Genomic DNA, 20003 nt, shown 5'->3' on the forward strand with positions numbered 1-20003 from the left:
CGAACGTTCAGCGACCGTTGCCGCCCAGTGCCGCGAGGAGACGATCGACGTCGTCGGCCGAGGTCCCCAGACCGGTGCTGACGCGGACCGCACCGCACGGGTCGCCGAACGGGTGTGCCACGGCCTGGCAGACGCCGACGCCGTGCCGAACCGACAGTGCGTCGACCACCGCGCTCGCAGGTTGCCCGTCCACCGCGAACGCATACGCGCCCGCGATGTCCAGATGATCGTCGAAGGTCCGGACCGGACGGACTCCGGGCAGTCGCGCGATGCCGACGTCGAGCCGGTGACGTATCGCCTGCTCACGGTAGCCGAGTTCGTCGAACCCGAGGGAGAGCAGCGCTTCCGCCGAGGCGGCGACGGCCGCGGTCGCGATGGCTCCGGGTGCTGGGGTGCCGCGTCGTGGGGTCAGCGGCGACGGGGCGAGGCGATCGGAACGCCCGACCAGGACGTGGAAGGCGAACAGGCTGTCGAGCTCGTGGCTCGCGAACACCAGATAGTCGATTCCCCACGAGGAGATCGAGACGGCACGGTGCGCGACCAGCCGGTCGGCGACGACCAGGATCCGCGCGCCGTTTCGGTGGGCGACCGCCGCGAATCGGCCGAGCGGAAGCACTTCGCCGGTGACGCTCGAGACGGCGGTGACGACGACGAGTTCCGCGGGCCGAGCGGCCAGGTCCGCGTCGAGCCGAGCGAGGGTGTCGTCAAGCGAGCGGGTGGGCGCGATGATGCGCGCTCCCGGTCGATCACCGTCGGCGGTGAGCTCGACGACCGCCTCCGGCGCGTCCGGGGACACCAGCGCGATGAGCTCGTCGGCGTCGCGCGATACGACGACGGCGTCGTCTCGGCGTCCACCGACAAAGCGGCGCAGCCGATCCGATGCGCTGTCGCGTCCCATCGCGGGCACGGCGGGACTGGCTGCGGCCCGGCTCGGGGCCCGGTCAAGAAGGAGGCTCATGCCGAGAAGACTCCCCGACCGCGTCATTCGCGGGAAGGATTCCACGCACGGCGAGTTCAACGCCGACCCGAAACCGGGTTAGCGTGGAGATCGACGACCAGCAAAGAGAGGCACCCCGTGGTACATCCGTCCGATCCGAACCACCCGCAGGGCGGTGCTGAGCAGTTCGGCGAGACGCAGATCGGTGTCCCGAATCTCCCGCCCGGGTACGGCGCACCCGCACCGCAGTATCCGCCGCCCACACAGACACCGCCGTACTCGCAGCCCGCAGCGCCACCCCCGTACCAGCAGCAGTTCGCCCCAAGTCAGTACACACAGAATCAGTACCCCCAGAATCAGTACACACAGGCGCCCTACCAGCAGCCGTTCTCACCGGCCGGGTACCCGCCGCCGTACGGACCCGGTCAGTTTTCGTACGGGCAGCCGACGCCAGCGAAGAAGAGCCGCACGCCGCTGGTGCTGAGCCTGATCGGTGTGGTCGCCGTCGCCGCCGCTGTCCTGGCCGTGGTGATCGTCGCACCGTGGAAGTCGTCGGAACCGGACGAGGTCACCGAGACGTTCAGCCTCAGCGACGGTGTCACGGTGGAGGTCCGGCTTCCGGCGGGCTGGGACGCCGCCCCGGACACCGATGACGGCAAGACGTTGATTCGCATCCACCAGAACGACGACGACCGCCTGCTGTCGCAGTTGAGCGACAACCTGAAGTCGCTGAGCGATTCGGGTTCCGGCTCGGAGATGCACACGGTGGTGCTGTTCGCCGACGACTGCGCGTCGTCGGTGCCCGCGACCGACTGGACCACCAAGAATCGGGACGACTCGTCCACTCGGCACGCCGAACGGTGGATGTACGCGTCGTCGCGGATCGATGACCGCCGCTGTGTGAATCTGTCGGGCGTCGACGGCGCCACCGATCCGGTGACGGCGGGCTCGCAGGCGCGCGATCTGGTCAAGAAGCTGATCGACGAGGATCGCGTCACCGCCGCCAAGGCCGTCTGACCGTCGACGGCGACCACCGTCTGATCGACGAGGGACGCATCACTCTGCCACGGTGGGGCGCTGATTCGCGGGTACCCTGACCTGGTGTCTTCTGGTCTCTCGTTCGGGTACTCGAACACCGAGTTCAACGCGCGTGCCTTCGGTGTCCGCGCCGCCTACGGTTCGGTGACCGACGCCGACGCCGCGCTGCGCTCCGGCGCCGCGGAGTTCGTCGGCGGAGCGATCGGTTTCGACGCCACGACGACGGCGTCGTTGATCGCCCCCGAACACGTCGACTTCTCCGCGGCTTCCCCTGAGACTCCACCGAGCACGGACTCGGTGACCCGGACCCTGTCGGTGACGCCCGACGCCGTCCACCGCGCCCGCGTCCAGTCCGCGATCGACGCCATCGACGCCGGTCGCGTCGAGAAGGTGGTCGTGGCGCGCAGTCTGCAGGCAGAGTTGTCCGAGGCGGTGACCCCGGAGCAGATGGTGGATCGATTCCGGGCGACGGCCGGAGATGCGACCGTGTTCGCCGCCGACCTGAGCGGGAGTCCCGACCACCGGGGTCGCTGGTTGATCGGGGCGAGCCCGGAACTGCTTCTCCGCAAGCGCGGCGCGACGGTCCACTGCGTGCCGTACGCGGGTTCGGCGCCGATCCACGACGCCGACGGGCTGCCGGTGGCCGACGCCGCCGACAGTCTTGCCCGGTCCGACAAAGACCTGCGCGAGCACGCCTATGTGGTCGACTACCTGCGCGAAATCCTGTCCCCGCTGTGCACCGAGATCGATGTGCCCGCCCGACCGACGACCATCGCCACCCGCCACGTCTGGCATCTCGCGACCCCGATCGTCGGACGCCTGGCGGACCCGACGATCTCCGCGCTCCACCTCGCCGCGCTCCTGTCGCCCACCCCCGCGGTCTGCGGCACGCCGACGGCCGCGGCCGCCGCGTTGATCGGCGAGATCGAGGGACGTCGCGACTTCTACGCGGGTGCCGTCGGCTGGTGCGACGCCGCGGGCGACGGCGAGTGGGTGGTCTCCATCCGCTGTCTGGAACTCGACACCGCGTCGTCGCGCATCACCGCGTGGGCAGGCGGTGGCATCGTCGCCGGATCCGACCCTGACGCAGAGGTCGCGGAGACGACGGCGAAGTTCCAGACCGTGCTGTCGGCGCTGGGCCCCGTCGCCGAACCGGCGAGGACAGGAAACTAAGCGTCAGCCGAGCGCGCCGTCCACATCGCGCAGGAGGTCGTCGGCGCTCTCCAGCCCGATCGACAGCCGAACCATCGAGTCCGTCAGACCGATGGCGGCCCGACCGTCCGGTCCCATCGCCCGGTGGGTGGTGGTCGCGGGGTGCGTGATCAGGCTCTTGGCGTCGCCGAGGTTGTTCGAGATGTCGATCACCTGGAGGCCGTTGAGCATCTCGAAGGCGCTCTCCTTGCCGCTCTTCCCCGGCCGCTGAGCGAGTTCGAAGGTGATCACCGTTCCGCCGCCCGACATCTGCGATCGCGCCAGCTCGTACTGGGGGTGCGACGTCAGGAACGGGTAGATGGCCTTCGCGACCCTGGCATCGCCGTCCAAGAACTCGGCGACGCGCTGGGCGGTGGCGACCGACTGGTCGAGGCGGAGCTTCATGGTCTCGAGCCCCTTGAGCATCACCCAGGCATTGAACGGGCTCAGCGCCGGTCCGGTGTGGCGCATCATGGTGCGAACCGGGCCGTCGATGTACTCCTGGGTGCCGAGCACAGCACCGCCCATCACACGTCCCTGACCGTCGATGTGCTTGGTACCCGAGTAGACGATCACGTCGGCGCCCATGTCGAGGCCGCGTTGCAGCAGCGGGGTCGCGAAGACGTTGTCGAGCACGACGGTCGCGCCGGCGGCATGCGCCATGTCCGACACCTTCCGGACGTCGACCAGCGTCTGCATCGGGTTGGACGGCGTCTCGAAGAACACGGCGGCGGTCGGCTTGGAGAGCGCACGCTCCCACTGCTCCAGATCCTCACCGTCGACGAACTCCGTCTCGACTCCCCAGGCGGGCAGGATCTCGTTGCAGATCACGAAGCAGGAGCCGAACAGACTGCGCGCCGCGACCAGACGATCGCCCTTCTTGAGGAGCGCGGCCAGCGAGACGAAGACTGCGGCCATACCGCTCGCAGTGGCGAAACACGCCTCGGTACCCTCGATCTGACGCAGACGTTCCTGGAACATCGCGACCGTCGGATTGCCGTACCGGGTGTAGACGAACCGCGGTTCCTCACCGGTGAAGGCGCGCTCGGCCGCCTCGGCCGACTCGTAGACGTATCCGCTGTTCAGGTACAGCGCCTCGGAGGTCTCGAAGAACCCCGACCGCAGGATTCCGCCCCGAACGGCGACAGTCTCGGGCGAGACCCAATCAGGTAGTTCTCGGCTCACGGTTCCGTTCTCCTCATGATTGTTGCCACGGCAGCGACGCTGCGCGCCAGCCCGCTCCACCGCGGTGCCCTTCGGCATCGATCGGGCCTTCGAACCCGTCCAAAACGTTGTACGCCTGCTCGAAGCCCGCCGCGAGCGCGGCCTCCGCTGCACCGAGCGACCGGTGCCCCGATCGACACAGGAACAACACCTCGTCGCCCTGCTGCACGCCCGCGGCGCGCAGCTGATCGGTGAACGCGGGATTCAACTCACCGTCGGGGTAGCCGAGCCATTCGACGAAGACGGTCCGCTTGCCCAACGATGAGATGTCGGGGACGCCGACGAAGTTCCATTCGGCCTGCGTTCGGCAGTCCACCAAGACCGCCCGCGGATTCTCCGACAGCCGTTCCCAGGCTTGTTCGCACGTCACGTTTCCGGTGATCATCTTTGGCAGACCTTCCATTCGCCGCTCTCGTTGACGAGCGTGAAAACCGTCTTCTGCTTAGCGTTCTCGTTGTTCTCGCGGTGCCAATGCGCGGTCACCGTCGCGCGGTCACCGGTCACCTCGACGTCCATGTCGGGCACCACGACCCGCCCCTTGGCGTCGTTCTCGGCACGGTTGGTGTCGGCGAACGCCACGGACGTCGGGAACTCCGGCTTGGCGAGGTCGGCCGCGCAGAACGACGCCCGGTAGCGCTCGTAGTTCAACGTGCCCATCGCGCTGTACATCTGGTTCACGGTGCGCTGCACCTGCGCCGAATCCGAGATCCGCTCTTCGGAGGGATTGACCAGCGCCGAGATCCCGATCCACGCGAGGATCACCAGGACCAGACCACCCGCGATCATCATCGGAAGTGCGGCCTTCATCGAACGCGGCTGATCGTCGTCGCCGTCCACGGCAGGCTCGTCTACGTTCATGACAGCCGAGTGTATCGGCCCCGCACCTGCGACTTCGCGGCCGGAGCACCGTTGCCCAGGGATGGTCATGAGACCGTTTTCGTCAATAGTTTTCGCCAGCCGTCATCGAACTGAGGTAGACCTCACACAGAAATTTTGGCAGTGGCCCAACAAGACTTAACGTAGAAGGCAATCCTGTCCAACCAGCTGAGGAAGCACCAGTTCATGAGTGACAACAGCCGCCCCTTGCGGGTCGCGATCGTCGGCGCCGGACCTGCCGGCATCTACTGCGCTGATGCGCTGATGAAGTCGGAGACGGCTTCCGAGCGCGGCGTGAGCATCGACCTGTACGAGCGCATGCCCGCACCGTTCGGCCTGATCCGGTACGGCGTCGCACCGGACCACCCGCGCATCAAGGGCATCATCACCGCGCTGCACAAGGTGCTCGACAAGCCGCAGGTGCGTCTGCTGGGCAACATCGACTACGGCACCGACATCACGCTGACCGATCTGCGCAAGCACTACGACGCGATCGTCTTCTCCACCGGAGCCACCGACGACCGCGGTCTCACGATCCCCGGTGTGGACCTCGAGCGCAGCTACGGCGCCGCCGAGTTCGTCGCCTGGTACGACGGCCACCCCGACTTCTCCCGCGAATGGCCGCTGGAGCAGGAGAAGGTCGCCGTCATCGGCGTCGGCAATGTGGCGCTCGACGTGGCGCGCGTGCTGGCCAAGACCGGCGACGAGTTGCTGCCGACCGAGATCCCGGACAACGTGTACCAGGGACTCAAGTCCAACAAGGCCGTCGAGGTGCACGTCTTCGGTCGCCGCGGCCCCGCGCAGGCCAAGTTCACCCCGCTCGAGCTCAAGGAGCTCGACCACTCGCCGAACATCGAGGTGATCGTCGACCCCGAGGACATCGATTACGACGAGGGTTCGGCCGTCGCACGTCGGTCCAGCAAGATCACCGACCAGGTCGCGACGATCATCGAGAACTACGCGATCCGCGAGCCCAAGCAGGGCGCCATCCACAAGCTCTTCCTGCACTTCTTCGAGAACCCCGTCGAGATCCTCGGCGAGGACGGCCAGGTGGTCGGGCTGCGCACCGAGCGCAACCAGCTCGACGGCACTGGCAACGTCAAGGGCACCGGCAAGACCCGCGACTGGGACGTGACCGCCGTGTACCGCGCCGTCGGCTACCTCTCGGACAACGTTCCGGACGTGCCGTTCGACGACCAGGCGGGCGTGATCCCGAATGAGGCCGGACGCGTCTTCGACGACGGCAAGCACCTCACCGGTCTCTACACCACCGGCTGGATCAAGCGCGGCCCCGTCGGCCTGATCGGCCACACCAAGGGCGACGCGTCGGAGACCGTCGAGTGCATCGTCGACGACATGCAGAACGATCGGTTGAACAACACCGAGTCGCCGTCGGAGGAGTCGGTGATCGACCTGCTGAACGAGCGGAACATTCCGTTCACCACGTGGGACGGCTGGTACCGCCTCGACGAGCACGAGCGGAAGCTGGGCGAGGCCCAGGGCCGCGAGCGCGTGAAGGTGGTCGAGCGCGAAGACATGCTCGCCGCCTCGGAGCCGCACAAGGTGCAGAAGTAGCAGCGGGCTCCCCGACCAACGACAAGACCCGCCCCGATGCGTTCGGGGCGGGTCTTGTCGTCACGGGTGAAGCGCTCAGCTGGTGGGCTTCTCCTCGATCTTGCCGTTCTCGCCGTTCTTCGGCTGCGCGCGTCGGACGTTCTGCCAGAAACCGACGTTGTTGACCGGGTTCTCGACCTGCTGGCCAATGGTGTAGCCGGAGATGGACGACGGCCAGCAGCCCTTCCACTTGGTGGAGAACAGGACGGAGGTCTGGCCGGGCTTCAGCTGACCGACCTTGGTCTTCTTGTCCTTGTTCGCGGGCACCCACCTGGTGGGGCCGCCGAATTCGGTGACGGTGACGCTTGTCATCGTGGAACCGCCGATGTTCGTCACACCCATCCAGCGGTGCATCTGCCACTGCGGGCCGTCGGCCCAGTTGGGACCCCACGGCTTGAAGGTGCAGCTGACTCCGCCGATGATCGCGAGATCTCCCGGTCCGGCCGCGTGGGCCTGCGGGGCGGCGACGAGTGTGCCGGCGCCGATCGCGCCCGCCGCGACGGCGGCTGTCGCCATCCGCGTCAATGACTTCTTCATATCGAGTGCCTTTCTTGTCATCGGTCGGTTGGCGGGTCCAGCCCAACCCTCACCCCATGTATCGCCTGCGTCACAGCCTCCCGTTACCGATTGGTCAGCAGACTCTCGGGTAACTGGGATTCTCACGGTCTCGACACCGCCCGGTCAAGACCCCCAGCACCAGGTTAGGTAAGGTAATCCTTTGTGAAAAAGGGGTTCGGAATCGTCGTCCTGGTGGTCGCCATCGCGATCGCCTGTGTGGCATCCGTGGCGTTCGGCACCCGCGTGGTGCCCTGGGGCGAGACGGTCGAGGCATTGCGACACGGCCTCGCCGGCGACGGGTTACCCCAGCTCTACGACAACAGGCTCACCCGCACCGTCCTCGGGCTCATCGTCGGACTGGCCATCGGTGCGGCGGGCGCGCTCACCCAGGGCCACACCCGTAATCCGCTCGCCGACCCCGGCCTGCTCGGCATCAACGCGGGCGCCGCCTGCGCGGTCGTGACCGGCGCCTTCGTCTTCGGCGCGCCCGGCGCCCTGGTCAACACGATCCTCGCACTGATCGGCGCACTCGTCGCCGCGGCCGCGGTCTTCGGCCTCTCGAGCGTCACCGGCTCGTCGCCGCTGACCCTCGTCCTCGCGGGCGCAGGCCTCACCGCCGCGCTGACCGCAGTCTCCTCCGCGCTGATCCTGATCGACGGTGCCAGCCTCGACACCTGGCGCTTCTGGAACGTGGGCGCCATCCGCGACAATCCCGACGTGCTCTGGACGGCGCTGCCGTTCATCGTCGCCGGACTGGGCCTGGCCGCCGTCGGCGGCTGGTTTCTGAACCTGCTGAGCCTCGGCGACGACATGGCCACCGCGCTGGGTGGTCGGGTCGGCATGATGCGCGCCACCGGGGTCCTCGGCATCGCGCTGCTGACCGGCGCCGCGACCGCCGCGTGCGGCCCCATCGTCTTCCTCGGCCTCGTGGTGCCCCACATCGCGCGGGCCTTCACCGGCCCCGACTACCGGTGGATCGTGCCGTACTCGGCGCTCACCGGCGCCCTGCTGGTCCTGGTCTGCGACGTCATCGGGCGCGTCGTAGCGCGGCCCGGCGAAGCGCAGGTCAGCGTGGTGCTGGCGTTGATCGGCGGTCCGGCGCTGATGCTCATGGTCCGACGCAGAAAGCTCCCGACGATATGACAGTGTCAGGCGATACGACTGGGTCAGGCGACAGGCAGGCGACGTCCGACGCCACGACGGCACCCCGGCCCGAGGTGACCGCGACAACGCTGGACATCGGCCCCACCTCGTGGGTGATCCGCCCGCGGCTGGCGATCTGCAGCGGCATCGGCGTGGGCGCGATCCTCATCCTGATGCTGGTGGGGCTCTCGGTCGGATTCACCACGCCGATCGACACCGCCCGGATCCTGCTCGGCGGCGGTCGGGTCGCTGAGAACATCGTCGTCTTCGACGATCTGATGCCCCGCATGCTGATCGGCGCCTTCGCCGGATTCAGCCTCGCGCTGGCCGGATCGCTGACCCAGATCATCACGCGCAATCCGCTCGCCACCCCCGACCTGCTCGGCATCACCTCGGGCGCGAGCGTCGGGGTCGTGCTGGCGATCACCTCGACGAGCACCGGGTTCGGAACTGTGTTCGCCACCCTCGGCGTACCCGTCTCCGCACTGGTCGGCGGCCTGTCGACCGCGGTGGCGATGTACCTTCTCGCGTGGAGTCGCGGCCAGGTCGTCACCAGCACCCTGCGACTGATCCTGATCGGCGTCGGCATGACGTGGACCATGCAGTCGGTCGTCGGATTCCTGATGTCCCGGGCCGACATACACGATTCCAGCACCGCCCAGCGGTGGATCGTCGGATCCCTCTCCGGAACCGGGTGGAGCCTGGTGGCGCCGGTCGCCGCCGCGACGGTGTTCGGCCTGATCTGGGCCGCGATCATCGCGCGGTCGTTGACCGTCAGCGGGCTGGGCCCCGACATCGCCCGCGGCTTGGGCGTGCGCCTCGGCGTCGTCACCTACGGCACGTTGATCGTCGCGGTGGTCATGGCGTCGCTCGCGGTGTCCGCGGCCGGCCCCATCGCCTTCGTCGGCCTGGTGGCGCCCCAGGTCGCCCTGCGCCTGGCGCGCACCGCGCAGCCCACGCCGGTGTTCTCCGGCATCGTCGGCGCGTGCATGGTGCTGCTCGCCGACATCGTGTGCCGCGGCATCCTGCCGGGCGGACTGCCGGTCGGCGTGGTCACCTCGGCCGTCGGCGGACCGTTCCTGATCTTCCTGATCGTGCAGACCGCGCGACGCTCGTCGGTCTGACCGACACCTACAACTGCGCGAACGCCGACCGGAGGGCGTCGATGCCCGCCCGCACCGTCGGCCGGTCGTTGTCCCGTCGGACCAGGGCCGAGATCTCGCGGGACAGCGTCGGCTCGGTGCGCACCAGCACCACGCCCGCCGGGACCGACACCTTCGCCAGTTGCGGAATCAGCGTCATCGCCAGCCCCAGACCGACGAACTCCAGATGGGTGGCGTAATCGGCCACCTGGAAGTCGATCCGCGGGTCGACGCCTTGGGTGCGGAGCGACTGCACCAGCCAGTCGTGGAACTGGGTGCCCTCGCTCCACGACGCCCAGCCGAGTCCGCTCAGTTCTGCCAGCCGCACCACCTCGCGACCGGCCAGCGCATGCTCGGCGGGCAGAGCCAACTCCGCGACGTCGCTGTACAGCGGTGTCAGTTCCATGTCCGCCGGGATCTCGAGCGGATGCGTGGACCAACTGTCCACGACCGCGACGTCCAACTGTCGCCGCCGCACACGCGGAAGCAGTTCTTCGGCTTCGCCCTCCCACAGTGTGACGTCCAGATGCGGATGATCGTCGCGCAACGCCGCCACGGTCTGCGGCAGCACCGACCGACTGGCCGACACGAACGATCCGAATCGCAGTTGGCCCACCACCTCGCCGTGCAGCGAGGCCACCTCCGACTCCGCCCGTTCGAGTTGCGAGACGATGCCTGCGCCACGCCGCGCCAGCAGCATGCCCGCGTCGGTCAACCGCACACCCCGCCCCTCGCGTTCGACGACGGCGACGCCGAGCTCTGCTTCCAGTCGCGCCAGTTGCTGCGAGACTCCGGACGGGGTGATGCGGAGTTCGGCCGCCGCATCGGCGAGCGATCCGAGTTCCGCGACCAGGCACAGCGTCCGCAATCGGTCCATGTTGAGCATGGTTCGCACTCCTCCTCGACGGATCGTTACAAGCCCCGTCAAACATGACAGATTCTAATGTAATTCTTCAATATCAGATAACTTGTCCTAAAGTTTCTTGTTCGCGACAATCGATGCCGTGACTGCCTCCGCCCCGAGCACGCCCACTCGAATCACCGCTCCCCTCCGTACCCGAATCACCACTGAGACAGTCGATTCATCGTCGCTGGCCCGCAATGCCATCGATGGCCGGTGGATCGCTGCAGCCGGCGCGACCGCCATCTCGCTGACCGCCGTGTTCACCCGACTCGCCGACGTGAACGTCGCGACGACCCTGTTCTATCGCTGCCTCATCGCCGCCGTCCCGCTCGCACTGCTGGCCTGGTTCGAGATCCGGCGTCACGGTGTGCCGACCCGTCGAACCTTCGGCCTGCACCTACTGGCGGGCGTGCTGCTGGGCATCGATTTCGCCACCTGGACGCAGTCGATCTTCCTGGTCGGCGCCGGAGTCGCGACAATCCTCAACAACGTGCAGGCGATCGTCGTCCCGTTGCTGGCCTGGGCGTTGTTCCGCGATCGCGTGTCACTGCGATTCGTCCTCGCGATGCCCGTGATGCTCGTCTCCCTCACCCTGGCCGGCGGGCTCCTGGGCAGCGACAGCGCGAGTGCGCCCGATCCGTTCCTCGGAACGGTACTCGGACTGGTGTCCGGCGTGGCGTATGCCGGGTTCATCCTGATCATCGCGCGCACCGGCGACCCCCGGGGCGGACCGAACACGCAGGTTCTGACGACCACGATCGTCTCCGGCATCGTCGGCGCCGGGATCGCGGCGTTCTGGGGCGGTATCGATCTGACTCCCGGATGGGCTCCCCTGGGCTGGCTCGCCGCCTTGGCGCTCGGCGGCCACGTGCTCGGCTGGGTGCTGATCTCCACCGCGCTGCCGAGGCTGCCCGTGCAGATCGGCGCGTCGATGCTGCTCCTCCAGCCCGCCCTCGCCGTGGTGTTCGCGATGGTGATCCTCGCCGAGCGCCCTACCGCGATGCAGTTGCTCGGGTGTGCCGGCGTGGTCGCGATGGTCGCCGTCGTCTCGATGTCGCGGCGCGAACCCGCCGTCGAGGACGTCGACACCCGGGCGCCGGCCGACCGTGGCGACGCCGCCGTTGCACGTCGTCGCTCCGTCGATTGCTAGGCTGACCATGCCAGTCGACCTTCCGCCAGAACGGTTGGTCAGGGAATCCGGTGAGAGTCCGGAACTGACGCGCAGCGGTGTGGGTGACGGGCGAAGCACGGCGCGAGAGCCTCTCGCGCGGCCACTGGGGCAACCGCTCCGGGAAGGCGCTTCGTCCCGGACGATCCCGAGTCCGAAGACCTGCTGGCCCTTGCGACGGATGTCGCGAGGTCACTGCTTTGGGGCGACGCGCACAGCCCCCGACCTCGAGGATGGAAGTGTCGAACTCGACGCGGTCGCGCCCGGACCGCTGCCCCGGCGTCCTACGCCCCTGGGCCGCTGACGACGGCGCGTTGACGCGTATCCGAGTGCCCGGCGGTCAAGTGGGGACCGCAGCCCTCCTCGGTGTGACCGAGGTCGCCGACCGCTTCGGCGACGGCCGCATCCACGTGACCGGCCGCGCCAACCTGCAACTGCGTGCACTCCCGCTGGTCGACGGCGACCTGCCCGCGCCCGTCGTCGCCGCGATCGAATCGACGGGCCTGCTCCCGTCCCGCTCTCACGACCTCGTCCGCAATGTGCTGGCGTCCCCTCAGACCGGGCTGGCCGGCGGTCGTGCCGACCTGCGCCCGGTCCTGTCTCGGCTCGACCACCGACTCCTCGCCGATCCGCGCCTGGCCGCGCTGCCCGGCCGTTTCCTGTTCACCCTCGACGACGGCCGCGGCGACCTGCACGACCGTCACCGCGACCTCGGGCTGGTGGCCCTCGACGCCACCACCTGCCAGCTGCGCATAGGCGCCGCCTTCGGCCCGGTGATCCCGCTCGACGACGCGGTCGCTGCCCTCACCGACCTCGCCGCGGCGTTCCTCGACCGCCGCGGCACCGGCCCCACCGCCGCATGGCATGTGGCCGAACTCGCCGCGCCGCTGACCGTCGCGTGCACCCCCGCACCGCAGTCCGTCGTGCGCAGCGAGCCGCTGCCGTACGGCCCTGTTGCCGGCGGCTGCCACGTTGACGCCCGCGACGGCCTCACCCGTGACCAGCTGACTCGCTGGGCCACGACCACCGACCATGTCGTGCTGACCCCGTGGCACGGCGTCTTGATTCCGGAGCCCACCGCATGAGCCTGACCGCCCCGCCCCGCGCCTACGACTACCTGACGTCCGGCGCCGCGATCTACGACCGGTCGTTCGCGACCATCCGCGCCGAGTCGGACCTGACCCGGGTGCCTGCCGACGCCGAGAAGCTCGCGGTCCGGATGATTCACGCCAGTGGGCAGACCGACCTGGTGGACGATCTGGTGGTCCATCCGCAGCTGCTGTCCGCGGGGCGCGCCGCGCTCACCGCGGGTCGTCCGATCCTCGCCGACGTGCAGATGGTGGCGCGCGGGGTCACCGCGGGCCGTCTCCCCGCGGACAACGAGGTGCACTGCCTGCTCGGCGACCCCCGCGTCGCCGACCTCGCCGCAGCCTGGGACACCACCCGCACCGCCGCCGCCGTCTCCCTGTGGGAGCCGCTGCTCGACGGCGCCGTCGTCGCGATCGGCAACGCGCCGACCGCACTGTTCCACCTGCTGGAGATGCTCATCGCCGGCGCCCCGCGACCGGCCGCGATCGTCGGCTGCCCGGTCGGCTTCATCGGCGCCGCCGAATCGAAGGAGGCTCTCGCCGCCTTCGCCGACGACCACGGGATCGACATCCCGTTCGTGACCGTGCGCGGTCGACGCGGCGGCTCGGCCGTCACCTCGGCGGCGATCAACGCGCTGGCGCAGGAGGCGGAGTGAGCGGCACCTTCACCATCGTCGGGCTGGGTCCCGGCGATCCCGAACTCATCACCCGCAAGGCCGCACGCCTGATCGGCGAGGCCGACGTCGTCGCCTATCACGCGGGCGTGCGGAAGTCGTCGCACGCGCGGCGCATCGCGGCCGATCTCATTCCCGACACCGCGATCGAAGAGGAACTGCGCTACCCGGTGACGACCGGCAGCACCGATCATCCCGGCGGATACGTGGGCGCCCTCGCCGACTTCTACGAAGCGTCCGCGGACCGCATGACGGCACACCTCGACGCCGACCGCACCGTGGTGCTGCTCGCCGAGGGCGATCCGCTGTTTTACGGGTCGGCCATGTACCTGCACGACCGCCTCTCCCCCGACTACGCGACGACCGTCGTGCCCGGCGTCCCCGCCTACGCGGCCGCGACGGCCGCACTCGGCACCCCGCTGGTCCGGCAGGACGACGTCCTCACCGTCCTCGCAGGCACCCTTCCGGAGCCCGAACTCGCTCGCCGCCTGGCCGACACCGACGGCGCCGTGATCATGAAACTGGGCCGGACCTTTCCCGCGGTCCGCCGCGCCCTGCACGCGGCCGGGCGGCTCGACGGCGCCTGGTACGTGGAGCGCGCATCGATGCCGGAGGCGCAGTGGCGTCGCGTCGCCGACGTCGATCCGAGCACGGTCCCCTACTTCTCGCTGATCGTCGTGCCGGGCGACGCCGTGCACCACGACGACCCGCGCCGGATGCGGAACGGGATCGACGCCGCCGCAGCCGCTCCCCAACCGCGGCAGGCGCGCGAACTGCTGGTGGTGGGCCTGGGCCCCGGCCCCGCCGACTGGGTGACGCCCGAGGTGTCCGCGGCGCTCGCCGAGGTGGACCATCTCATCGGCTACGCCCCGTACGTGAACCGGGTGCCGCAGCGTCCCGGCCTGCAGCGGCACGCGTCGGGCAACACCGTCGAGGTGGATCGCGCACGCCACGCACTGACTCTGGCCCGCGACGGCGAACGGGTGGCCGTGGTGTCGGGCGGCGACGCCGGTGTGTTCGGGATGGCCGCCGCGGTCTTCGAGGCCGCCGAGGACCCCGAGTTCGCCGACGTCCCGGTCCGCGTGCTGCCCGGCGTCAGCGCCATCCAGGCCGTCGCCGCGCGCGCCGGCGCTCCGATCGGCGCGGACTTCGCGGTGATGAGCCTGTCCGACCGGTTGAAGCCGTGGACCGTGATCGCCGACCGCCTGCGGGCCGTCGCCGAAGCCGATCTGGTGCTCGGCATCTACAACCCCGCGTCCCGCTCACGGCGCGAGCAGATCGTCGCCGCGCGCGACGTGCTGCTGGCGCACCGTCGCGCCGACACCGTCGTCATCGTCGGCCGCGACGTCGGCCGCGACGAGGAGACGCTGACGGTCACCACCCTCGGCGCCCTCGATCCGGCGACCATCGACATGAAGTGCCTGCTGATCATCGGCGCCTCGTCGACGCGCGTCACCGCCAACGGTCGGGTCTGGAGCCCGCGGTCGGTGACCGCGCAGCCGGTGGCGCCGTGAGCGCACCGCAGCCGCACGTCACCGTCATCGGCATCGGCGCCGACGGCTGGGCCGGTGTGCCCGCCTCGGTCCGTGCGCAGATCATCGCCGCCGACGTCGTGCTCGGAGGCGACCGCCACCTGGAACTGATCCCGCCGGTCCACGATCAGGTGCGACGCCCCTGGCCACGGCCGCTCAGCGGGCTCGACACCCTGCTCACCGAGTTCGGCGACGCCCACGTGGTGGCCCTCGCGTCCGGCGACCCGTTCGTGTCCGGGATCGGCACCACGCTCGCCGAGCTGCTGGGCGACGGTCTCGATGCGATTCCGGCGGTCTCGTCGGTGGCGCTCGCCCGGTCGCGGATGCGCTGGTCGGCCGAGTCGTCGACGGTCGTCACTCTGGTGGGCCGCGACCCGAACGCCGTGCGGCGCGAACTCTCTCCCGGCGCCCGACTGCTGGTGCTCTCGTCCGACGAGTCGACGCCGGGCGCGGTCGCGGCGATCCTCACCGAGCACGGTCTCGGTGCGTCGACGATGACCGTGCTCGGGAATCTCGGCGCCGAGGACGAGACCCGGACCGAGTTCGTCGCCGATCGGTTCGGGGACACGGTCGCCGCCGCAGTGATCCCGCGCCTGCACGTCCTCGCGATCGAGGTCGCCGGGACCGCGGATCTCGACGCGAGTTGGGCGCCGGGCCTGCCCGACGACGCCTTCGAGCACGACGGTCAGCTGACCAAGCGCGACCAGCGGGCGAGCGCCCTGGCGCGGTTGGCGCCGCGACCGGGTGCGCTGCTATGGGATGTCGGCGCGGGTGCCGGCTCGGTCGGGATCGAATGGCTGCGGGCTCATCCGACCACCGCGGCGATCGCGGTGGAGCACCATGCGGACCGGGCGGCACGCATCGTCCGCAATGCCGCGCGGTTGGGCGTTCCGCGCCTGCAACTCGTCTCCGGTCGCGCCCCCGACGCCCTGGCCGAGTTGCCGACGCCGGACGCGATCTTCATCGGCGGCGGCGCCACGGCGCCCGGCCTCCTCGACCGCTGCCGGGCCGCGCTGGCGCCGGGTGGACGACTGGTGGTCCACGGGGTCACCTTCGCGACCGAGGAACTGCTCCTCGCCGCCTTCCGCGACCACGGCGGAGAACTGACCCGCCTCTCGGTGGAGCACGCCGCGCCCCTGGGCGGCCGCTTCCACGGCTGGCAGCCGACCCGCGCCATCACCCAGTGGGCCTGGACCCGATCGGAGCAGTCATGACCGTTCACTTCGTGGGCGCCGGACCGGGCGCCGCCGACCTCATCACGCTGCGCGCCGCCCGCCTGCTCGGCGACGCCGGCACCGTCCTGTACCCGGGCACCTATCTGGACGCCGAGGTGCTCAGTCACTGCCGCGCCGACGCGCACCTCGTCGACACCGCCCGGCTGGACCTCGACCAGATCACCGCGACAATGGTCGACGCCGATGCCGCCGGACACGATGTGGTGCGTCTGACCTCGGGCGATCCGTCTCTCTATTCCGCGGTTCACGAGCAGACCCGCAGGCTCGACGTCGCCGGAGTGCCGTGGGATGTGACGCCAGGCGTGCCCGCGTACGCCGCTGCCGCCGCCCGCGTCGGCCAGGAGTTGACGGTCCCGCTCGTCGCCCAGTCGGTGGTCCTGACCCGGACTCAGGCGCGGTCGACCGCGATGCCGGACCGCGAGCGCCTCGACGCCTTCTCTGCGACCGGCGCGACCCTGGTGCTGCACCTGGCGATCACCCACACCCGCGAATTGATGGCCCAGATCGAACCGCACTACGGCGCGGACTGCCCGGTGGTCGTCGTCTATCGCGCGTCCCAGCCCGACGAGGTGCTCCTGCGCGGCACCGTGGGCGGCGCGCAACCGATCGCCGACGCCGTCGACGCCGCCGGGCTGCGCCAGGCTGCGGTGATCCTGGTGGGTCCCGCTTTGGCGGCGCGCACCACCGGCGGCGAATCGTACCTGTACTCACCGCACCGCAGTCGACAGTAAGGAGCCGAACATGAGTCCTGTTCCGCACTATCCGTTCACCGCCGTCGTCGGCGCCGACAGCCTCGATGACCCGCAGCCAATGGCACTCGCGCTGCTGCTCACCGCCATCTCGCCCGCCGTCGGCGGCGTCCTGGTGCGCGGCGAGAAGGGCACCGCGAAGTCCACCATCGTGCGCGCCCTCGCCGCCGTGTTGCCGCCGCTCGACGACGCTCCCGTGCCGCTGGTCGAACTCCCGGTCGGCGCCACCGAGGACCGCGTCGTCGGCTCCATCGATCTGGAGAGCGCGCTCGGCGAGGGCAAGGCCCAGTATCAACCGGGCCTGCTCGCGAAGGCGCACCGCGGGATCCTGTACGTCGACGAGGTCAACCTGCTGCACGATCATCTCGTCGACCTGCTGCTCGACGCCGCCGCCATGGGCCGCGCGACCGTCGAACGCGACGGCATCTCGATGACGCACGACGCCCGTTTCGTCCTCGTCGGCACCATGAACCCCGAGGAGGGTGAGCTCCGGCCACAGTTGCTCGACCGCTTCGGGCTGACCGTCGAGGTGGCCGCGCCCCGGGAGGCGCCGTTGCGCGCCGAGGTGGTGCGTCGCCGGATGTCGTACGACGCCGATCCCGCGGCCTTCGCGGCACGCTACGCGAACTCCGAAGGCGCGTTACGTACGCGGATCGTCGCCGCACAGGCGATGCTGCCGCAAGTGGTGCTCTCGAACGCCGCGCTGCTGAAGATCGCCGAAGTGGGGGCCGCATTCGACGTCGACGGTCTCCGGGCCGACATCGTCACCGCGCGGACCGCCGTCGCGCACGCCGCCTGGTGCGGTCGTGCCGAGGTGAGGCTCGACGACATCCGCGTGGCCGCCCGCCTCGCGCTGCCGCACCGCCGTCGCCGCAACCCGTTCGACGCTCCCGGCCTCGACGAGGACCTGCTCGACCACATCCTCGGCGACGACGAACTGCCGCCCGACCCGCCCGACGGTCCCGGCAGCGACGACGCCGCCGAGGACGAGGCCGAGTCGCCGGCGAACGACACCGCCGACGACGTGACCGCTGGCGCTGGCGCAGACTCGGAGGCGAGCGACGCCGACGCTCCTGCCTCGGCGTCCGCCGACGACTCGCCGCACGTCGACGGCTCCAACGATTCCCACGAATTCGAGGCGTCCGGCGAGGAGGGCGCCGAGACGCCCGCACCCGTCGGCCACTCCCCTGCCGAAGCCACGCCCGTCCCCGCAGGCGCGCCCTACCGGACCCGCCTCTTCACCGTCCCCGGCAGCGGTGCCGGCGCCGCGGGCCGCCGCAGCCGCGCCAAGACGTCGTCGGGTCGTCGTATCGGCGCCGACCCCGCCGCGACCACCGGCGCGCCGCACCTCGTGGAGACCATCCGGGCCGCGATCCCGCATCAGCAGCGTCGCGGTCGGGTCGACGGGCGACTGCTCATCGAATCGTCCGATCTGCGTCGCGCGGAGTACGAGGGTCGAGAATCGAACCTGGTGCTGTTCTGCGTCGACGCGTCCGGCTCGATGGCGGCCCGCCGCCGGATGGAGCAGGTCAAGACGGCGGTGCTGAGCCTGCTGTTGGACGCCTATCAGCGGCGCGACAAGGTCGGGTTGGTGACCTTTCGCGGGCGTGACGCCGTGCTCGCCCTGCCGCCGACCAGTTCGGTCGACGCCGCCGCGGCCCGCCTGGAGGATCTGCCCGCGGGCGGTCGTACGCCGCTGGCCGAGGGTCTGGTCAAGGCCTCCGAGGTTCTCGCGGTGGAGCGGATCCGCGATGCGCGTCGTCGACCGCTGCTGGTGATCGTGACCGACGGCCGGGCCACCGCGGGCGCGGACGCGGTCGCACGCTCCCGGTCGGCCGCCGATCACCTGGCGCACCAGAGCGTGGCCTGCGTCGTCATCGACTGCGAGGCCGGCCCGCTGCGACTCGGGCTCGCCGCCCAGCTCGCCCGGCATCTGGGCGCCGAATACGTGGAGGTCGGCGACGTGAACGCCGGCGACCTCGTCACCGTCACCCGCACCGCGACCCAGGGAGCAGCCTGATGCCCAAAGGACAGCCGACCACCATTCCCGATGACGGACTCACCACGCGACAGCGCCGGAACCGACCGCTGATCATCGTTCACACCGGTCCGGGCAAGGGGAAGTCGACGGCTGCGTTCGGCCTCGCCCTGCGCAGTTGGAACTCCGGCTTCGACATCGGCGTCTTCCAGTTCGTCAAGTCGGCCAAGTGGCGGATCGGCGAGCAGACCGTCCTCGAACGCCTCGGCCAGTTGCACGAGGAGACAGGTGAGGGCGGGGCCGTCACCTGGCACAAGATGGGCTCGGGGTGGTCGTGGAGTCGCAAGGACGGCACCGAGGACGACCACGCCGCGGCCGCCGCCGAGGGCTGGGAGGAGATCAAGCGTCGCCTCGCCGCCGAGCAGCACGATCTGTACGTGCTCGACGAGTTCACCTACCCGATGAAGTGGGGCTGGGTCGACGTCGACGACGTCGTCGAGACCCTGCAGAGCCGTCCCGGTCGCCAGCACGTCATCATCACCGGCCGCGACGCCGACCCCCGCCTGATGGACGCCGCCGACCTCGTCACCGAGATGACCAAGATCAAGCACCCGATGGACGCCGGCCAGAAGGGCCAGCGGGGCATCGAGTGGTGATGCCCGACGCTGGTCGAGTTCGACGCTGCACCAGCCCTACGCTGGTCGAGTTCGACGCTGCGAGCTTGCGAGCAACGACGAGTATCGAGACCACCACACCACACGCCCCAGCGCACCCCGGTCTCGATACACCGCGCACTCGCTACGCTCCCACGCGGCACTCGACCAACGTGGGGAAGACTCATCCCCTCTACGCCCTCTACGCTGGTCGAGTTCGACGCTGCGAGCCTGCGAGCAACGACGAGTATCGAGACCGCCACACCCCACGACCCAGCACACCCCGGTCTCGATACACC

Annotated in this window: 19 protein-coding genes and 1 riboswitch; of the genes, 13 read left to right on the forward strand and 6 right to left on the reverse strand. The window is 69.8% G+C overall.

Going from position 1 to position 20003, the window contains the following annotated elements; genetic code table 11:
- Nucleotides 1–7: 7 nt before the first annotated feature.
- Nucleotides 8–958: an aminotransferase class V-fold PLP-dependent enzyme gene (locus GH2_RS07735; protein ID WP_169802427.1), complete on the reverse strand. Its 951-nt coding sequence runs from the start codon at nucleotides 956–958 to the stop codon at nucleotides 8–10.
- A gap of 117 nt (nucleotides 959–1075) precedes the next feature.
- On the opposite strand from GH2_RS07735, the gene GH2_RS07740 reads away from it, so the two are divergent.
- Both GH2_RS07740 and GH2_RS07745 read left to right on the forward strand, forming a co-directional pair.
- Nucleotides 1076–1954 carry a hypothetical protein gene (locus GH2_RS07740; RefSeq protein ID WP_066165385.1) on the forward strand — a complete coding sequence of 293 codons (879 nt, stop codon included), beginning with the start codon at nucleotides 1076–1078 and terminating at the stop codon, nucleotides 1952–1954.
- Nucleotides 1955–2038: 84 nt separating this feature from the next.
- Nucleotides 2039–3148, forward strand: coding sequence for an isochorismate synthase (locus GH2_RS07745; protein ID WP_066165388.1), 1110 nt, complete (start codon nucleotides 2039–2041; stop codon nucleotides 3146–3148).
- Between the two features lie 3 nt (nucleotides 3149–3151).
- Here GH2_RS07745 and GH2_RS07750 read toward each other — a convergent pair whose 3' ends face one another.
- Genes GH2_RS07750 through GH2_RS07760 form a run of 3 tightly spaced genes read right to left on the reverse strand, consistent with a single transcriptional unit; the run spans nucleotide 3152 to nucleotide 5248 of the window.
- Nucleotides 3152–4351 (reverse strand): O-succinylhomoserine sulfhydrylase, encoded by a 1200-nt coding sequence (locus GH2_RS07750; protein WP_066165541.1) that lies wholly within the window; start codon nucleotides 4349–4351, stop codon nucleotides 3152–3154.
- A 13-nt stretch (nucleotides 4352–4364) separates the two neighbouring features.
- On the reverse strand, nucleotides 4365–4775 hold the full coding sequence (locus GH2_RS07755; protein ID WP_239588419.1) for a rhodanese-like domain-containing protein: 411 nt from the start codon (nucleotides 4773–4775) through the stop codon (nucleotides 4365–4367).
- A complete protein-coding gene (locus GH2_RS07760; protein ID WP_066165394.1) occupies nucleotides 4772–5248 on the reverse strand; it encodes an Rv0361 family membrane protein in 477 nt (158 codons plus the stop codon). Before GH2_RS07760 ends, GH2_RS07755 begins: the two co-directional genes overlap by 4 nt.
- 204 nt (nucleotides 5249–5452) lie before the next feature.
- Between GH2_RS07760 and GH2_RS07765 the strand changes: the two genes are divergently transcribed.
- Nucleotides 5453–6841 carry an FAD-dependent oxidoreductase gene (locus tag GH2_RS07765; RefSeq protein ID WP_066165396.1) on the forward strand — a complete coding sequence of 463 codons (1389 nt, stop codon included), beginning with the start codon at nucleotides 5453–5455 and terminating at the stop codon, nucleotides 6839–6841.
- Between the two features lie 75 nt (nucleotides 6842–6916).
- On the opposite strand, the gene GH2_RS07770 is transcribed toward GH2_RS07765, so the two are convergent.
- Nucleotides 6917–7417, reverse strand: a complete 501-nt coding sequence (locus tag GH2_RS07770; RefSeq protein WP_066165399.1) for a hypothetical protein — start codon at nucleotides 7415–7417, stop codon at nucleotides 6917–6919.
- A 183-nt stretch (nucleotides 7418–7600) separates the two neighbouring features.
- Here GH2_RS07770 and GH2_RS07775 point away from each other — a divergent pair, with 183 nt between their 5' ends.
- Together GH2_RS07775 and GH2_RS07780 are read left to right on the forward strand one after the other, a co-directional pair.
- Complete coding sequence (locus GH2_RS07775; RefSeq protein WP_066165402.1) at nucleotides 7601–8581, forward strand: FecCD family ABC transporter permease; 981 nt, start codon at nucleotides 7601–7603, stop codon at nucleotides 8579–8581.
- Nucleotides 8578–9705, forward strand: a complete 1128-nt coding sequence (locus GH2_RS07780; protein WP_084247361.1) for a FecCD family ABC transporter permease — start codon at nucleotides 8578–8580, stop codon at nucleotides 9703–9705. The genes GH2_RS07775 and GH2_RS07780 overlap by 4 nt, the downstream gene beginning before the upstream one ends.
- A 7-nt stretch (nucleotides 9706–9712) precedes the next feature.
- Here the strand turns inward: GH2_RS07780 and GH2_RS07785 are convergent, their stop codons facing one another.
- On the reverse strand, nucleotides 9713–10609 hold the full coding sequence (locus tag GH2_RS07785) for a LysR family transcriptional regulator (RefSeq protein WP_066165408.1): 897 nt from the start codon (nucleotides 10607–10609) through the stop codon (nucleotides 9713–9715).
- A 118-nt stretch (nucleotides 10610–10727) separates the two neighbouring features.
- On the opposite strand from GH2_RS07785, the gene GH2_RS07790 reads away from it, so the two are divergent.
- The 8 genes from GH2_RS07790 to cobO all read left to right on the forward strand — a co-directional run bounded on the left by GH2_RS07790 (nucleotide 10728) and on the right by cobO (nucleotide 19707).
- The gene (locus tag GH2_RS07790; protein ID WP_066165411.1) at nucleotides 10728–11777 is read left to right on the forward strand and encodes a DMT family transporter; all 1050 of its coding nucleotides are present in this window, start codon (nucleotides 10728–10730) and stop codon (nucleotides 11775–11777) included.
- A riboswitch (cobalamin riboswitch) is annotated at nucleotides 11772–11979 on the forward strand. Its footprint overlaps the gene before it by 6 nt.
- Nucleotides 11980–12028: 49 nt before the next feature.
- Nucleotides 12029–12880: a ferredoxin-like domain-containing protein gene (locus tag GH2_RS07795; protein ID WP_066165414.1), complete on the forward strand. Its 852-nt coding sequence runs from the start codon at nucleotides 12029–12031 to the stop codon at nucleotides 12878–12880.
- Nucleotides 12877–13539 (forward strand): precorrin-8X methylmutase, encoded by a 663-nt coding sequence (locus GH2_RS07800; protein WP_066165417.1) that lies wholly within the window; start codon nucleotides 12877–12879, stop codon nucleotides 13537–13539. The genes GH2_RS07795 and GH2_RS07800 overlap by 4 nt, the downstream gene beginning before the upstream one ends.
- Complete coding sequence (gene cobJ / locus GH2_RS07805) at nucleotides 13536–15071, forward strand: precorrin-3B C(17)-methyltransferase (protein ID WP_066165420.1); 1536 nt, start codon at nucleotides 13536–13538, stop codon at nucleotides 15069–15071. Before GH2_RS07800 ends, cobJ begins: the two co-directional genes overlap by 4 nt.
- The gene (locus GH2_RS07810) at nucleotides 15068–16303 is read left to right on the forward strand and encodes a bifunctional cobalt-precorrin-7 (C(5))-methyltransferase/cobalt-precorrin-6B (C(15))-methyltransferase (RefSeq protein WP_066165547.1); all 1236 of its coding nucleotides are present in this window, start codon (nucleotides 15068–15070) and stop codon (nucleotides 16301–16303) included. Before cobJ ends, GH2_RS07810 begins: the two co-directional genes overlap by 4 nt.
- A complete protein-coding gene (locus GH2_RS07815) occupies nucleotides 16300–17055 on the forward strand; it encodes a cobalt-precorrin-4/precorrin-4 C(11)-methyltransferase (RefSeq protein WP_066165544.1) in 756 nt (251 codons plus the stop codon). The genes GH2_RS07810 and GH2_RS07815 overlap by 4 nt, the downstream gene beginning before the upstream one ends.
- Before the next feature lie 10 nt (nucleotides 17056–17065).
- A complete protein-coding gene (locus GH2_RS07820; protein ID WP_066165423.1) occupies nucleotides 17066–19093 on the forward strand; it encodes a VWA domain-containing protein in 2028 nt (675 codons plus the stop codon).
- Nucleotides 19093–19707: a cob(I)yrinic acid a,c-diamide adenosyltransferase gene (gene cobO, locus GH2_RS07825; protein WP_066165425.1), complete on the forward strand. Its 615-nt coding sequence runs from the start codon at nucleotides 19093–19095 to the stop codon at nucleotides 19705–19707. Before GH2_RS07820 ends, cobO begins: the two co-directional genes overlap by 1 nt.
- Nucleotides 19708–20003: the final 296 nt, after the last annotated feature.

The sequence above is a fragment of the Gordonia hydrophobica NBRC 16057 genome (assembly GCF_001592365.1).
Taxonomy (GTDB): domain Bacteria; phylum Actinomycetota; class Actinomycetes; order Mycobacteriales; family Mycobacteriaceae; genus Gordonia; species Gordonia hydrophobica.